This window comes from Schaalia turicensis ACS-279-V-Col4, assembly GCF_000296505.1.
Lineage (GTDB): Bacteria > Actinomycetota > Actinomycetes > Actinomycetales > Actinomycetaceae > Pauljensenia > Pauljensenia turicensis_A.
This window is the reverse complement of the sequence record NZ_JH815208.1, coordinates 708,741-723,932: the sequence shown is the minus strand read 5'-3', so window position 1 is coordinate 723,932 and position 15,192 is coordinate 708,741. Positions and strand designations below refer to the sequence as shown.

The window sequence follows — 15,192 nt, the reverse complement described above, 5'->3', positions numbered from 1 at the left end:
TTTCACTCACCGGCATTCCCCTGTTCAACAGGCGCCACAAACGGCATATTGTCGATCAGGCGCGTGGCGCCAACCTTGACCGCGAGCAGCAGACGGTATTCGCGCTCCCCCGCCTGATTCAAGGTTGCGGGACGCAAGGAATCAGCCGACGTCAGTTCTGCCGATCCGTAGGCGCCCAGGATATCGAAGGTTCCATCATCAACCAGCGCGATGTAATCAATGTCGATATCGCCGGTCGCCTCGACGTGGCCTCGTATGACGTCAATAATCTGGGTGGCAGGTGCGCCCGCACGACCCGCTTCAACACCCAGCGTCAAGCTCTGGTTGAGAGCACGAGCGCGGACACGCTCTTCGTCGGACAGGTAGCGGTTGCGACTGGACAGGGCAACGCCGTCGGCATCACGCACAATCGGAACGCCGATCACGGTCACCGGCACGTCGAGCTGGCGGAACACATGGCGCAACATCGCAAGTTGCTGAGCATCCTTTTCGCCGAACAGTGCAACATCTGGGCAAACGAGACCCATGACCTTCGTGCACACCAGCGCAACCCCACCGAAGTGGGTCGGGCGAGTCTTGCCTTCTAGGACGCGAGCAATCGGACCGGGATCAATCGAAACGGTGACGGGCTCGGGGTAGGCATCTTCGGGGCTCGGCGCCCACACGACATCCGCGCCCACGGTTTCAAGCGCGTCCATGTCCGCTTCGAGCGTGCGCGGGTAGGCGTCATAGTCCTCACCCGGAGCAAACTGCGTGGGGTTCACGAAAATCGTGACGATGACGTGGTCACCGTGCGCCTTCGCCTGTTTGACCAGCTCCAAATGCCCCGAATGCAGGGCGCCCATCGTCATCACCAGAGCACGCGAGCCGGTCAATGGCTTCAGCGCTGCGGCAAGTTCTTCACGCGTATGAGTGAGCACTGGTCGTTTCGTCATACTTCCATTGTCGTAGTAGGCAGACTCATATGCGACCTCTAAGGGCGAGTATTCCCCCACGTTTCTGACTGACGCACTGCCAATTCTGCGCCAACACGACGCGGACAACCAGCGTCAGAGCCCGCCTTCCATCAACGCCGTTTTAATCGAGTCGCACGCTCGATCACTCAGGTGGCCTCGTCGATAGAGGATGTCGGTCGCCTGATGCGCACGCACGCGGTAGATATCCGCGAAATCACCCCCAGCATCACGATCACCGTCGGATGCGAGCAGGCCAGCCAGCGCTTTCACATGTTCAGCAATGACCTGCGTATCGCCGTTCGCAATCGGAGCCGCAAAAGCCCGCTCAATTTCAGACAGCGCTTTTTCTGCCGTTCCAGCCAGAAGCGAAGAAGCGAAGAGGGCGGGGTCCTCAATCCCAGCACGTTCAAGACCAGCCAACGACTGGACGACCGCCGTCACGATCCCAAGCGTGCCAAGCGTGAGCGCCGCGTGGACTGCCGGGCGAGCATCTTCGTCGACAACGATGGGTTCACCACCCATTTCCACAACCAGCGCCTGCGCGATCGGCAAGAAAGGTGCGGGCGCGCTGACAGCAAACGGAGTACCCGACAGACGCGGAATATCAAGGCTCATACCCGTGAATGTCATAACGGGGTAAATCGCGGTCGGAATCGCGCCATTCGCCTGCGCGGGCGCCAGAATCCCGGTTCCAAACGGACCGGCCAGATGACAGACGATCTGCCCCATTTTCCACGCGCCCATGTCGGCAAGGCCCTTGACCAGAGGCTCGATTTCTCCGTCGGGAACGGCCAGAATCACCAAGCCCGATGCGGCAATTACCTCGGTTTCATCCATGATCGCCACGCCCGGGAGCATCATCTCCGCACGCTCACGCTCAGCGTCCGTGTGCGCGACGACGCCGGCGATTCGATGCCCCACGGAACGTAGAGCGGAAGCGATGACAGGACCGACCGTCCCCATGCCGATGAGTCCGACGTCAAGCCTGCCTGGTTGCTCACTCACAATGTGCCGCCTTGAGTAGATGGTGTGCGCGGGCGCGCGTCTTCAACGGTAGTCGATATTCGCCCGCCGTTATTCGATCGACGAGGCCGCGCTCGATTCATCGGCTTCCAGCTGAACATCGGCGCGATCACAATCGAAGTTATCTTCACCTACGGTCAACGCTGCTTTCACACGAGGGGTCATCCTGTGGCGCGTAGACGCTCTGATCATCCTGACGGGCGTCAAGACCCTTCGTGACGCGCAGCATCCAGTGTTCCGCGGGCTCGCTGGCACGCTTCAGCTGAGACTTCGCACGGAGCTCTTCAAGCAAGGCAACGCCGGCTTCCTCATCAATGTGGCCTGCCAACTCTGGGGCACTACCTGGAACGATGGAAGCATTCACATCAACCAGCTGGCGCCTTTTCTCCCACGGACCTTGAATGATCGCCAGGGATTGAATCCGTTCCACGGGTATGAAACCGGTCTGCCAGGTCAGCCAGCCCTTGCGGATCACAAAGCACGTATCCGTCAGCGCGACTGCGCGACGCTTGTAAGAGAACCAATCAAACAGGCGCGCACGCATCGGAACGGGAAGGAATCCTTGCCCTTCGCGCGTTCCATTCAAAGCAGCTTCGATGAAAGCAACGGGGTCAGTCACACCCAAGTCACGGATCACCAGCCACAGAGCAAGCTCCGCGTCAGCGCGAGTGCCCACCGGCAAAAGAACGTCAGCGGAACGCTGAGACTTATCACTATCGGTTTTGCCACCGTAGCCAGCCTGCGTGATCTTCACGCGATACCAGCCGAAGCGACGCCAAAGCCACGGCTGTTGAACAAGAACAGCGTGGACACGACGTGGCGGAATCGTCTGATTACGGGTTTCCAGAAGACCCGAACGAGTGCGAATACCATCCGGGGAAACGGCTGCAGTGAAGTTAAATTCGCCTGCGAAACGACTCCAGATTGCAGCGACGGCAGCAATAATACCTGCAAAACCAGAGAAGATACCCGCCGTCCCCTCAATTCCGACTTTGATCAGCAAAACAACCGACATGACCAAGATGGCAAGCACAACCAGGATCGCAATGATCATGCCCATATTCGTCACCAGCGAAGCAACAAGCCTGCCCACAGGAACCGTGTACAGAACTCGTTCGGGAGCGACCACCGGACGCTGAGGAACCGAGGCACCGGCCTGTTCCGATGACGGTGTCTGATCGATGGAGCCGGCCTCGTCCCCCGATCCGATGGCGGAATCAGACTGAGGCGCATCCTCCACAGAAGCGGAAGTTGGCGAAGAGTAGACGCCGGCAGCGCGCGCCAAGATTTCAGCGCGCACATCATCCAATTCCTGTGTTTTAAGGAAACCGAATTCGACATTCGACTGTCCGCCACCGGCAACCTCAATGTTGATCTTGCCTAAGCCGAAAATACGCCCCAGCAACGGATGATGAATATCGACCGCCTGAATGCGATCCAGGCGAGCGTGCTTCAACGTTTTCACGAAGATGCCAGCGCGGTAATACACGCCTTCGTCGACAACGGCGAAAGACGTGAACTTCCACGAGAAGTACGAAAACAGCGCGATCGCAAGAAAAATCAAGAAGGCCGAACCGACAATGACACCAACGACCAGCGAGAGCGTCTGATGGCGAACAAAATCAGAATTCGCAATATCGGCAACCGTGTCGAAATTCTGATAGGTGACAACCGCAAGCAGAGCCACGATCGCCTTCCACGCATGGATAATCGGAGATGCCGGGTGCAGTTTGCGCCACTGCTCGTCGGAGACACCGCCCTGCGTGGCGCGCAAAGGGGCGGATTCATTCGATTTATTCACAGGCCAGCCAATTCCGCCGTGCCACGCTCGGCAAGCATGTCGCGAAGGCGAGCGGCTTCAGCAACCGGAACACCGTTCAACGTCGCATCCGTCGATGCGGACGCCGTATGAATCTTCAGCTCTGCGATGCCGTAGTGGCGAGCAATTGGACCTTCAGAGAGTTCCACATACTGAATACGACCGTAAGGAATCAACGTCAGACGACGGAACATAATGCCCTTGCGGATCAAAAAATCGTCATCGCCCGTGCCAAATGCCATCGCGCGAACCTGACGGTGAATAATCGCCAGCGACCAGACCATCATGATGACAACAACCGCGAATCCGATCCACCACCACTTCGAAACGAGAACCGCGAGCGCGACTCCGCCGGCGAGCAGAGGCAGGAACGTCAGAATCGTCGTGATGATGCGGACCTGGGCAAGCTTGGGCGATACGGAGTGGAACTCCACATCGGGTGGGCTCATTGGATCGAGCATCGCTGGTCCTTTCGGGGTTCCCTCATGTGTGTTCTTGGAGTTCTATCGTGCCATATACACAGGTCGTTGATAAGTGCTGAGTAAATGGTGTGGCACAGAAACGGGCTTTTATACGCACACATGCGACTCTCGCAAACCATTCAGGAAACATTCAGAAATATCAGTCACACTATGGATATGACACGCACAGGCACTGAGGAAGAAGCTCGCCTGCTCGTCGTTGACGACGAGCCGAATATTCGCGACCTTCTGGCATCATCACTTCGTTTTGCCGGATTCGATGTCCTGACCGCGGAAGATGGCCACTCCGCCTACCGTATCGCCATGGACGAGGCCCCTGACCTGATCGTTTTGGACGTCATGTTGCCAGACATGGACGGATTCACCGTGACCCGTCGCCTGCGCGAAGCAGGAGCGACAGTCCCCGTTCTATTCCTGACCGCACGCGACGATATGCGCGACAAGATCCAGGGTCTGACTGTCGGTGGCGACGACTACGTTACTAAGCCCTTTGGCCTTGAAGAGGTCGTTGCCCGTATCCGCGCCATCTTGCGACGCACCATCGGCTCCGACGAAGACGATGGCAAGCTCCGCGTCGGCGACCTGATCATTGACGAGGATGCGCACGAGGTCAGCCGTGCGGGCGTCGAAATCGACCTGTCCCCCACAGAGTTCAAGCTTCTTCGCTACCTGGTGATCAATGAGGGACGCGTCGTGTCGAAGATGCAGATCTTGGATCACGTGTGGGAATACGACTGGGGTGGAGAAGTTGCGATCGTCGAATCGTATATCTCCTACCTGCGTCGCAAGTTGGCAGTCGAAGGTGCGGGCGGCGAACTGATCCACACCAAGCGCGGTGTCGGATACATCCTGCGCGCCGACGACTGAGGAATACATGAGTAGCTCCTCGGGACCGCTTGGCCACCTGCGTACTTTTTGGGAACGTCGTCCCCTCTCTACTCAGCTGGTCACCCTGATTACAACCCTGTTGGCTCTGGGGCTGATCATGTCTGGAACGGTCATGGTAGGCCTCCTGCAACGCCATCTGGTGTCTCAGATTGACGAACAGTTGCGCGTCACGGCGAGCTCTTTCATTCGAGGCGAAAACACGTCGATTAAAGACGGCACCTCGGGTCTACCCACCCTGTATTACATTCACGCACGCTCCATAAGCGGCGACGATACGACCTACTACTACCCGGGAACGTTGGAAACATCGGGAACACCCGTGATCCCGGATCTGCTTGCAACTACGCAGATTTCGGAAACCTCCGACGAGATCACTAACCCCGTTACCGTGCCCTCGACTAAACTGGGCTCCAACTGGCGCGCGGTCGCTTTCCCGCTCTATGCATCCTCCACGGCACACACGCCCCTGGGCACCATGACGATCGCTCTTCCTCTGACAGACGTTCAACGCACCCTGCGCACCACGGGCACCTACTTCTCGATCGCCGGTGTTGTCATCGTCTTCGTCGGCGCATTCCTGGGCCACACTTTGGTTCGCCGTTCCCTGCTTCCCCTGAGAGAAATCGAATCGACCGCGGGCAAGATTGCCGCCGGCGACCTCACACAACGCGTTCCTTCCCAACCGGGAAGCACCGAAGTCGGATCTCTGTCCCTGTCGCTCAACGCGATGCTGACCCAGGTTGAGCAATCATTCCACGCTCGACAAGTGTCAGAACAGAAGATCCGTCGCTTCGTGTCTGACGCATCCCACGAACTACGCACGCCACTAGCCGCGATCTCCGGCTACTGCGAGCTCTACTCCATGGGTGGCGTTCCCGATGAACGCGTCGACGAAGTCATGGGACGCATCCAATCAGAATCAACGCGCATGGCCTCACTGGTCGAAGACCTTCTGACCCTGGCTCGCTTGGACGAGGGACGCCCCCTTGAAATCACCGATATCGACTTGGTGAAACTTGCCGGCAACGCCGTATTTGACCTGCAGGCACTGGACCCCACTCGTTCCGTTGCCCTGACGTCTCTCAGCGGACACAAACCACCCATGACACTGGTGACGCAAGCCGACCGCGACCGCATATCACAGGTATTCACCAACCTCATTGGCAATATCGTCCGTTACACCCCCGCGGGCTCACCCGTCGAAATCGCACTCGGCAAAACAGGAGACACGGCCGTCGTCGAATTCCGCGACCACGGTCCCGGCATCGCAGAAGCAGACCAATCGCGAGTCTTCGAACGCTTCTACCGCGCCGACACGTCACGTGCTCGCACACAGGGAGGCTCCGGCCTTGGTCTTGCCATCATTGCCGGCATCATCAATGCCCACCGCGGCAACGCCACACTGAGCAAAACTAAAGGAGGCGGACTGACCGCCCGCATCGAACTCCCGCTCCTCTGCTCCCCCGCAGACACGAACCCGGACACACCAGCCATCAGCCCCACCGACGTAGAAAAGTAGGATCCAGACCGGTAGGCCCCACGCACCCAGCGCGCCTGCCACGCGCTTCTTTCACTTCGAGAACGCGCAGGCCTCCTCAATCCACAATGAGACGTAGACCACCGGAAATGCCTTATTCCTATCCCCTGAGTATGATTTCGGCATATCCCTAAAACAGGAGTGAGCGTATGGGTGCTGGAGCACCACAATGGCTTATCAGCTCGTTTACTGACGCCATGATTGAACTCGGCACAACCGCCTCGGTTGACCGACTAACTCAAGAAGCGCACGCACTTGTCGAAGAATGGTCCGACGAGCGCCTAGCTCTGCATAACCTGCATCATCTGATTAACGTTCTTACGCGCATCGATGAGCTCTCTGCAACCACACACGACCCAGACGTCCTCCGCGTCGCCGCATGGTACAGAGGCGCAACCCTCAACCGTTGCATCGCGGTGAAACTCAAGGGCATCGACCCGCAGGCGACCGTCAACGAGTGCGTCGCCAACACCGCCGAGCACATGGAATCGCTCGGCGTCAGCGAAGACGTGACAAACCGTATCGGTGAACTCATCGGATACCTCGCCAAGCACCGCGCACCGCGTGACGATGTGGACGCCCAGGTACTGGTGGACGCCGACCTCGCACTGCTGGCCGGAAGCCCACAGGAATACAAGAAGTACCGCGAGAAGCTACGCAACGAACTCGCCGACCTGGAAGAAACTCCCTTCCTCAAAGCACGCCGCGCACTGATTATCAAGCTCCTGTCCTACGACCCGCTCTACCAGTCACCACTGGGAAGCGCGTGGGAAGACGCCGCCCGTTTCAACCTGGAAGTCGAACTAGCAAAAATCAACTCCGCACTCTGCCAGTGCGGTGACAACAATGACGATGCCGACGACACGGATGATTCCGACGACGCCCCCGAAGAGGATCTCACCACAACCGGCACCATCATCTTAAAGCGACGCCATCTGAAGAAGAACGTTGCTACGGTCGAAACTCCGGCAGACGAACTCACGATGACCGGCACCCTGCCGAAGATCGTCATTCCTACAGAGCCTATCGCTCCAGAAGACGATGAAACAACGTCGTCCCTTGAAAGCGCGATCGAAGCAATGGATCTGCCGGCAAACCCGGCATAAGCCAGACTTATCCACATTGTGTGCGGGTGACACTTATCCACAATTGAGCGCTCGCCCGGTTTCTGCTTCGTCCTTTCTTTCCTAGCGTGGGCGTACGCACCATTTTTCAATGTGCGTCACCACGATTGGAAAGGGATTCTCATGGCAGTTTTCACCGTCGATTCTTCGCAAATCTCAGCGAGTGCTATGCGCGTCAGTGTCCTCAGCAACGAAATCCGTTCGCAGATTCAGACGATGCTCGCAGACCTACAGGCCTTGGAAGGCTCATGGACAGGCGCTGCGCAAGCAAATTTTCAGACATGCGTCGCTTCCTGGCAAGCCACACAAGCGCAGGTCGAAGCATCTTTGGACACGATCGGATCTCATATGCAGATTGCAGCCCAAAGCTACGAAGACGCCGAGGCCGCGAGCGCAGGCCTTTTTGTGGGCGCATAAGCCATATTTCACGCTCTCACGGAAGCGTCTGATGGGCTTGTCTACTGGCGTTTGCTCCAGGTGCCAACATCAGACGCCTGAGTAATGCCGATGGTTCCACAGACACGCCTGATACCACTTGCTCGACTGGTCTGAAGAGACAGTCGGGGCCGACCCTCATCTCAGGGTCGGCCCCGGTTGTTTTCAGCTACGCGAGACGCGCGCGAGCATCAGTGGCTCAGTACATGCCACCCATGCCAGCGTCTTCGCCACCGGCCGGTGCCGGCGGTTCAGGCTTGTCGGCTACGACAGCTTCGGTGGTCAGGAACATGCCTGCAATCGAAGCAGCGTTCTGCAGAGCAGAGCGGGTGACCTTCACCGGGTCAGAGATGCCGGCTGCCATCAGGTCGCCATATTCGCCGGTTGCTGCGTTCAGGCCGTGACCCGGTTCCATTGCTGCGACACGATCTGCGACAACGCCACCTTCGAAGCCAGCGTTCTCAGCGATCTGCTTGAGCGGAGCGGAGATTGCGACGCGGACGATGTTCACGCCGGTTGCTTCATCGCCGGGCAGGCCTTCGAGGGTTGCCAGTGCGCGGTCAGCGGCCTGGATCAGAGCAACGCCACCACCGGCGACGAGGCCCTCTTCGGAGGCTGCGCGAGCATTACGCACTGCGTCTTCGATGCGGTGCTTACGTTCCTTGAGTTCGACCTCGGTTGCAGCGCCGGACTTGATGACGGCAACGCCACCGGAGAGCTTGGCGAGGCGTTCCTGGAGCTTCTCGCGGTCGTAGTCGGAGTCGGTGTTGTCGATCTCCTGGCGGATCTGACGGACGCGAGCGTCGATCATTTCCTTTTCGCCAGCGCCTTCGACGATGGTGGTTTCGTCCTTGGAGACTACGACCTTGCGTGCGCGACCAAGCAGTTCAAGATCAGCGTTTTCAAGGGAAAGGCCAACGGTTTCGGAGATGACCTGGCCACCGGTCAGGATTGCCATGTCCTGGAGCATTGCCTTGCGACGGTCACCGAAGCCCGGTGCCTTGACGGCGATGGACTTGAAGGTGCCACGGATCTTGTTGACGACGAGGGTTGCCAGAGCTTCGCCCTCGACATCTTCGGCGACGATCAGCAGGGGCTTGCCGGTCTGCATGACCTTCTCGAGAACGGGGACGATGTCCTTGACGTTCGAGATCTTCGAGTCCATAAGGAGTACGTAGGCGTCCTCGAGGACGGCTTCCTGGCGCTCGGTGTCAGTGACGAAGTAGGCGGACAGGAAGCCCTTGTCGAAACGCATACCTTCGGTGGTTTCGAGGGTGGTATCGAAGGAGTTGGTTTCTTCGACGGTGACGACGCCTTCTGCGCCGACCTTCTCGAATGCCTGAGCGATCAGCTGGCCGATGGCCAGATCGTTAGCGGAGATCGAAGCGGTTGCTGCGATCTGCTCGGACGTTTCGACAGGCTTGGAGTCGTTGTGGAGCTGTTCGACGATAGCGGAGACAGCCTGGTCAATACCGCGCTTGAGAGCGATCGGGTTCGAGCCGGCTGCAACGTTACGGAGGCCTTCACGGACGAGCGCCTGAGCAAGAACGGTTGCGGTGGTCGTGCCGTCACCTGCAACGTCGTCGGTCTTCTTAGCAACTTCCTTCACCAGTTCGGCGCCAATGCGCTCGAACGGATCCTCAAGGTCGATTTCCTTTGCGACAGAGACGCCGTCCTTGGTGATGGTGGGGGCGCCCCACTTCTTGTCGAGAACAACGTTGCGACCCTTGGGGCCGAGGGTGACCTTGACAGTATCAGCGAGGAGGTTCAGGCCACGTTCCATGCCGCGACGTGCGTCCTCGTCGAAGTGAATGATCTTTGCCATTGGTGTGTCTTTCCTTCCGCGGTGCGGATTGGGGATGGTGCCCGCGACGGACGGAACGCTGTTCATCTGGCCTTTCCAGATGCCGAACGCCCCTCACCTTCCCGCTGGTTTTATCACTCTGCCGTGGCGAGTGCTAAGTCAAGTTTGGCACTCTCCCCTTTCGAGTGCAAGACGAGGCAAACGGGGTTCGCTGTGGGCGCAAACAGCAAAGTGGCCAGTCGATTTTCGACTGACCACTCCTGCTAGTGTCGCGTTCGCGCCTAGAGCGCGAAGCGGGACTACCTCAACAGAACGACAATATCTGAATCGCCGATGTTATTCGACTGCTGAACGTTCGTGATGCCGACAGCTTCGGCAACTGCTCGCGCGCTGGCTTCCAAGTTCGGATCCTGGTAGTAAACGGTTGAAACGTCGGTTCTCCAACCGGTTGCGTTGCCCGTCGCGGCACCGGCAAAGCCTGCTGCGGTGAGCTCTTCGGCGGTCTGAGCTGCCAAACCGTTTCGGCCGGTACCGTTCAGCACTGAAATCTTCACGTTGGTGTCAACGATGGGTTCGTTCGCCGGGGCGGGCGTTGATTCCGGTTCGGTTACCGGTTCCGACCGAGCAGATTCAGCCTGTTCAGCGGGAGCAGACTGGGTGGTTTCAGGTGTCGACTGAGCCGACTGCGCTTCGGATTGCCCTGAAGAGGCGACAGTCGTATTCGACGAGGTCGGCCTGTTCGTCAGAAGGCTACTTGCTCCCCAAGCCAGTAGAGGAACAACGATCAGAATGACCAGGAATGGCCAGACTGACTTCCACTTCGACGGCTGAGGGCGGTGCATACCGACAGGCATATCTTCGCCGGCAACATCAAATTCATCACGAGGGTTAACTGAACTCACCCTTTTAGCCTAACGTCACGCACGTTTCGATGCCGAAGAAGACGCCGGCGCGCCGAGGCCTCGCCACGTATCACAATCAGATAAACATCGCGGCTTCGATCGCACTAATCTGAGCATATGAATGACGTTGCTCCTCAACCGCTTATCAATCTCATCGATCCCGGATGGGCTGAAGCCTTGGCGCCCGTTGAAGACAAGATTCATGAGTTGGGAGTAATGCTCCGCAAAGAAATCAAAGCCGGGCACAACTATCTGCCCGCTGGTACGGATGTACTGCGAGCGTTCACCTACCCATTTAACGACGTGAAAGTACTGATCGTCGGTCAAGATCCATATCCCACGCCCGGGCACGCGATGGGGCTCAGTTTCTCCGTCACTCCGGGGACACCGATTCCGCGGTCCCTCGTCAATATTTTCACCGAACTGGAGTCGGACCTAGGCCTCCCGCGACCGACATCCGGTGACTTGACGCCGTGGGCGCGCGAGGGAGTCTGTCTGCTCAACAGAGTGCTCACGGTTCGCCCGGGTGCCCCAGGCTCACACCAGAAACGCGGGTGGGAGGAGGTCACCGAATGCGCGATCGATGCTCTTGTTGCCCGCACAGATGACGAGGGCACACCACAACCGCTGGTGGCAATCCTCTGGGGCCGACCGGCACAGACGCTGGAACCGCGACTGAACCGCTTCCCGATCATCAAGTCGGTGCACCCATCCCCTTTGTCAGCACGTCGCGGGTTTTTTGGTTCGAGGCCTTTCTCGAAGGCAAATGACCTTCTTCGGGCTCAAGGAGCAACGCCAATCAATTGGCAACTCCCCTAAAACATCGGCACGGGAAAAATTTACATAGAGTTGACATTCTTCATCTTTGCCCCTTACATCCGTCTTTCAGACTTGAGCGTGGTCATCATCGATCACGTTGAAGGAGAAAGACCTGATGAAGAAAATCATCACAACTCTCGCTGCCGGAACCCTACTGCCCCTTGCACTCGCCGCATGCGCTCCCAACCAAGGAAGTGGCGTTTCCACCGAAGGCTCAACATCCATGGAAAAGCTCATCGGGAGCCTCGGCGAATCATTCACTAACGAAACCGGCATCGCATTCACCTACAACCCGACGGGTTCTGGATCCGGAATCCAAGCGGTCAAAGACGGACGAACCGACATTGGCTTGTCATCGCGAAGCCTCAAGGACGAAGAAAAAGCCCTTGGACTGAAAGAAACGCTTCTTGCACGCGAAGCAATCGCCGTTGTTGTCAATCCCAACAACCCCATCACTGACCTGAGCGTCGAACAAATTGCCGACATCTACACCGGCAACATCACCAACTGGTCTGAGATCGGTGGAAACAATGAGGAGATCGTTCTTATCGGCCGTGAAGCCGGATCCGGAACCCGAGACGGCTTCGAATCCATCACTCAAACTGAAGATCAGAACAAATACCGTCAAGAGCTCACCTCGACGGGCGACGTCATCACCGCCGTATCGCAAAACCCTGCAGCAATCGGATACGCAGCTGAAGCTTCCGTCAACGACTCCGTCCACGCTCTGAGCGTGGACGGAGTCCAGCCCACCGAAGAAAACACCCAAAACGGAACCTACGTCATTCAGCGCCCCTTCGTTCTTGTCACGAAGGAAGGAAGCGCTCTTTCTGAGAACGCACAAAAGTTCTTTGACTTCGCCACGTCGGAAAACGCCTACGAGCTGATCCTGTCTAGCGGAGCGGTTCCGGCACACTCATGAAATACGCCCGCAACCTTGAAAAGGTCCTCCACGGCCTTTTCCTCGTATTAGGGACAATCAGTGTTCTCTCGGTCATCCTCATTACCGTCTTCCTCATTGTCTCCGGCCTACCAGCTATCCACTCGATTGGCGTCATTCCTTTCCTTTTCGGAACCCAGTGGGCCTCGACCTCAACTCCGCCCCTCTACGGGATTGCGCCGTTTATTCTCTCCAGCATTTACGGCACTGCCGGAGCCATCCTTCTGGGCGTTCCGCTGGGATTCTTCACCGCGGTATTTCTTGCAAAGATCGCTCCCTTACGACTGCGACGAAGCGTAGAAACAATCGTCAACCTGCTTGCCGGAGTGCCATCCGTTGTCTTCGGCTTGGTCGGCATGATCGTGCTCGTCCCCTTCATCCGTGCGACATTCAGCGTGCCGGACGGCGCGACACTCCTCGCAGCGATCATCGTGCTGGCAGTCATGATCCTGCCCTCGATCATCAAAATGTCGATCACCGCGCTCGACGCAGTGCCTCGTGAACTGGAAGAGGCCTCACTGGCCCTAGGCGCCACCCCTCTGGAAACTATCTTCCGCGTATCCGTTCCGACAGCAAAAAGCGGAATCGCAACATCGATCGTTCTTGGTATCGGACGAGCCATCGGGGAAGCCATGGCCGTCATGATGGTCGCCGGAAATGCGCCAAATATGCCGAATTCACTGTTCCAATCCGTACGGTTCCTGACAACGGCAGTCGCTTCTGAAATGTCATATTCCGCCGGACTCCAACGCCAAGCTCTGTTTTCGATCGCGCTGGTTCTATTCCTGTTCATTCTGGCAATCAACCTCTCGTTGAACGTCATGGTGAAAAAAGAAAAGAAGTAAACGCATGCGGAACACACGACCACGCCTGTCCCGGCGCATCTACGCCATCGCTGTTTCAACGGCGATGTACCTGAGTACCGCACTCACCGTCACCTTGGCCATCAGCCTGATGATCTACGTCCTTGCGCAAGGAATCCCCCACATCACATGGGAAATGCTCTCAACCGCGCCCAGTTACATTGGCAAGCGAGTCGGCATTCTTCCCGACATTTTGAACACCCTGTATATCGTTCTTGCGACCCTCGCTTTTGTCATCCCGCTGGGAGTCGGAGCCGCGATCTATTTGAACGAGTACGCAACGAACAAGCGGATCGTTCAGACCATCGAATACGCCACAGAAACTCTCGCCGGAATCCCGTCGATCATCTTTGGTCTTGTCGGAATGCTCCTGTTCTCAAACACGATCGGAACCTCCCTCCTGGCAGGCGCTCTCACCCTGGTCATTATGAATCTTCCGACCGTCATCCGGAGCACTCAAGAATCCCTGAAATCCGTGCCACAAAGCTATCGCGAAGGCGCATTCGGATTGGGAGCAGGAAAGTGGCGGACAATCCGCACGGTCGTTCTTCCTCAGGCCATCGACGGCGTCATCACCGGTTGCATCCTATCTGTCGGAAGAATTCTGGGCGAGTCCGCGGCTTTGCTCTTCACGGCGGGTTTCGCTCACACAGTGCACGGGTTCTTCGACTCCCTCCATTCTCCCGGCGCGACTCTTTCCGTCAGTCTCTACGTCTACGCCAAAGAAAACGGCGATTTCACAGTCGCTTTCGCACTTGGAGCGCTATTACTGATCCTCCCCCTGATTATCAACGGTATCGCGACGCAAACAGGTCGCTATTTCGAAAGGAAACGAGCTGTATGAATCCGATTATGAGTGCAAGCGACCTCTGCCTCTGGTACGGCGAACATCAAGCCTTGAAAAACGTTAGCCTCGACATCCCCGAAAACACTGTCACCGCACTCATCGGCCCATCCGGTTGCGGAAAATCAACATTCCTTAAGACCCTCAATCGGATGAACGACCTTGTTCCCACCGTGCGTATCAACGGAGAGGTCCGCTACGACGGCAACGACATCTTTGACAGGGACGTTGACGTCAACGATCTACGACGTGAAATCGGGATGGTCTTCCAGAAACCGAATCCGTTTCCAATGAGCATCTACGACAACGTCGCTTACGGTCCGCGAACACACGGCATCCGTAAGAAGAAGGACCTTGATCTAATCGTCGAACAAGCACTCACCAGAGCCGCAATCTGGGAAGAGGTAAAGGACCGTCTTCACAAAAACGCTCTGGGATTGTCGGGAGGCCAACAGCAACGCCTCTGCATTGCTCGAGCGCTCGCTGTGGAGCCTCGTATCGTCCTCATGGACGAACCCACCAGCGCACTGGATCCGATCTCAACGGCACGCGTCGAAGACCTCGTCGGCGAGCTGAAAGAGGACTACACGATCGTCATCGTCACGCACAACCTTCAGCAAGCCGCACGTATCTCCGACTACACCGCATTCTTCCTCCTGGGTGAGCTCATCGAAGTTGGCAGAACGCACGAGGTCTTTGATCGCCCTCAACATGAACGCACAGAATCCTACATCACCGGCCGCTTCGGATAAGGAA

At 57.5% G+C, this 15,192-nt stretch carries 15 protein-coding genes; 9 read left to right on the top strand and 6 right to left on the bottom strand.

Going from position 1 to position 15,192, the window contains the following annotated elements:
- Positions 1–2: 2 nt before the first annotated feature.
- From panC to HMPREF9241_RS03150, 4 genes are all read right to left on the bottom strand, one after another.
- A complete protein-coding gene (panC, locus tag HMPREF9241_RS03165; protein WP_040318365.1) occupies positions 3–935 on the bottom strand; it encodes a pantoate--beta-alanine ligase in 933 nt (310 codons plus the stop codon).
- Between the two features lie 114 nt (positions 936–1,049).
- Positions 1,050–1,961 (bottom strand): Rossmann-like and DUF2520 domain-containing protein, encoded by a 912-nt coding sequence (locus HMPREF9241_RS03160; protein ID WP_006680833.1) that lies wholly within the window; start codon positions 1,959–1,961, stop codon positions 1,050–1,052.
- A gap of 145 nt (positions 1,962–2,106) precedes the next feature.
- On the bottom strand, positions 2,107–3,780 hold the full coding sequence (locus tag HMPREF9241_RS03155; RefSeq protein ID WP_006680832.1) for a PH domain-containing protein: 1,674 nt from the start codon (positions 3,778–3,780) through the stop codon (positions 2,107–2,109).
- A complete protein-coding gene (locus HMPREF9241_RS03150) occupies positions 3,777–4,247 on the bottom strand; it encodes a PH domain-containing protein (RefSeq protein WP_219810945.1) in 471 nt (156 codons plus the stop codon). Before HMPREF9241_RS03150 ends, HMPREF9241_RS03155 begins: the two co-directional genes overlap by 4 nt.
- A 189-nt stretch (positions 4,248–4,436) precedes the next feature.
- Here HMPREF9241_RS03150 and HMPREF9241_RS03145 point away from each other — a divergent pair, with 189 nt between their 5' ends.
- The 4 genes from HMPREF9241_RS03145 (at position 4,437) to HMPREF9241_RS03130 (ending at position 8,246) form a co-directional block, all read left to right on the top strand.
- Positions 4,437–5,147 (top strand): response regulator transcription factor, encoded by a 711-nt coding sequence (locus HMPREF9241_RS03145; protein WP_040318511.1) that lies wholly within the window; start codon positions 4,437–4,439, stop codon positions 5,145–5,147.
- Positions 5,148–5,154: 7 nt separating this feature from the next.
- Positions 5,155–6,687, top strand: a complete 1,533-nt coding sequence (locus HMPREF9241_RS03140; RefSeq protein ID WP_006680829.1) for a sensor histidine kinase — start codon at positions 5,155–5,157, stop codon at positions 6,685–6,687.
- 167 nt (positions 6,688–6,854) lie between these two features.
- Entirely contained in the window at positions 6,855–7,811 is a 957-nt protein-coding gene (locus tag HMPREF9241_RS03135) for an HD domain-containing protein (protein WP_006680828.1), read from the top strand.
- Between the two features lie 141 nt (positions 7,812–7,952).
- The gene (locus HMPREF9241_RS03130; RefSeq protein ID WP_006680827.1) at positions 7,953–8,246 is read left to right on the top strand and encodes a WXG100 family type VII secretion target; all 294 of its coding nucleotides are present in this window, start codon (positions 7,953–7,955) and stop codon (positions 8,244–8,246) included.
- A gap of 217 nt (positions 8,247–8,463) precedes the next feature.
- On the opposite strand, the gene groL is transcribed toward HMPREF9241_RS03130, so the two are convergent.
- Positions 8,464–10,089 carry a chaperonin GroEL gene (gene groL, locus HMPREF9241_RS03125; protein WP_040318364.1) on the bottom strand — a complete coding sequence of 542 codons (1,626 nt, stop codon included), beginning with the start codon at positions 10,087–10,089 and terminating at the stop codon, positions 8,464–8,466.
- A 278-nt stretch (positions 10,090–10,367) separates the two neighbouring features.
- The gene (locus HMPREF9241_RS03120) at positions 10,368–10,970 is read right to left on the bottom strand and encodes a LytR C-terminal domain-containing protein (RefSeq protein WP_006680825.1); all 603 of its coding nucleotides are present in this window, start codon (positions 10,968–10,970) and stop codon (positions 10,368–10,370) included.
- Between the two features lie 117 nt (positions 10,971–11,087).
- Between HMPREF9241_RS03120 and HMPREF9241_RS03115 the strand changes: the two genes are divergently transcribed.
- From HMPREF9241_RS03115 to pstB, 5 genes are all read left to right on the top strand, one after another.
- Positions 11,088–11,789, top strand: coding sequence for a uracil-DNA glycosylase (locus HMPREF9241_RS03115; protein WP_006680824.1), 702 nt, complete (start codon positions 11,088–11,090; stop codon positions 11,787–11,789).
- Positions 11,790–11,904: 115 nt separating this feature from the next.
- Positions 11,905–12,711 (top strand): phosphate ABC transporter substrate-binding protein, encoded by an 807-nt coding sequence (locus HMPREF9241_RS03110; RefSeq protein WP_006680823.1) that lies wholly within the window; start codon positions 11,905–11,907, stop codon positions 12,709–12,711.
- Positions 12,708–13,574 carry a phosphate ABC transporter permease subunit PstC gene (gene pstC / locus HMPREF9241_RS03105; protein WP_006680822.1) on the top strand — a complete coding sequence of 289 codons (867 nt, stop codon included), beginning with the start codon at positions 12,708–12,710 and terminating at the stop codon, positions 13,572–13,574. The genes HMPREF9241_RS03110 and pstC overlap by 4 nt, the downstream gene beginning before the upstream one ends.
- Positions 13,575–13,578: 4 nt before the next feature.
- Positions 13,579–14,436: a phosphate ABC transporter permease PstA gene (pstA, locus tag HMPREF9241_RS09490; RefSeq protein WP_006680821.1), complete on the top strand. Its 858-nt coding sequence runs from the start codon at positions 13,579–13,581 to the stop codon at positions 14,434–14,436.
- Complete coding sequence (gene pstB / locus HMPREF9241_RS09485) at positions 14,433–15,188, top strand: phosphate ABC transporter ATP-binding protein PstB (protein ID WP_006680820.1); 756 nt, start codon at positions 14,433–14,435, stop codon at positions 15,186–15,188. The genes pstA and pstB overlap by 4 nt, the downstream gene beginning before the upstream one ends.
- Positions 15,189–15,192 lie beyond the last annotated feature (4 nt).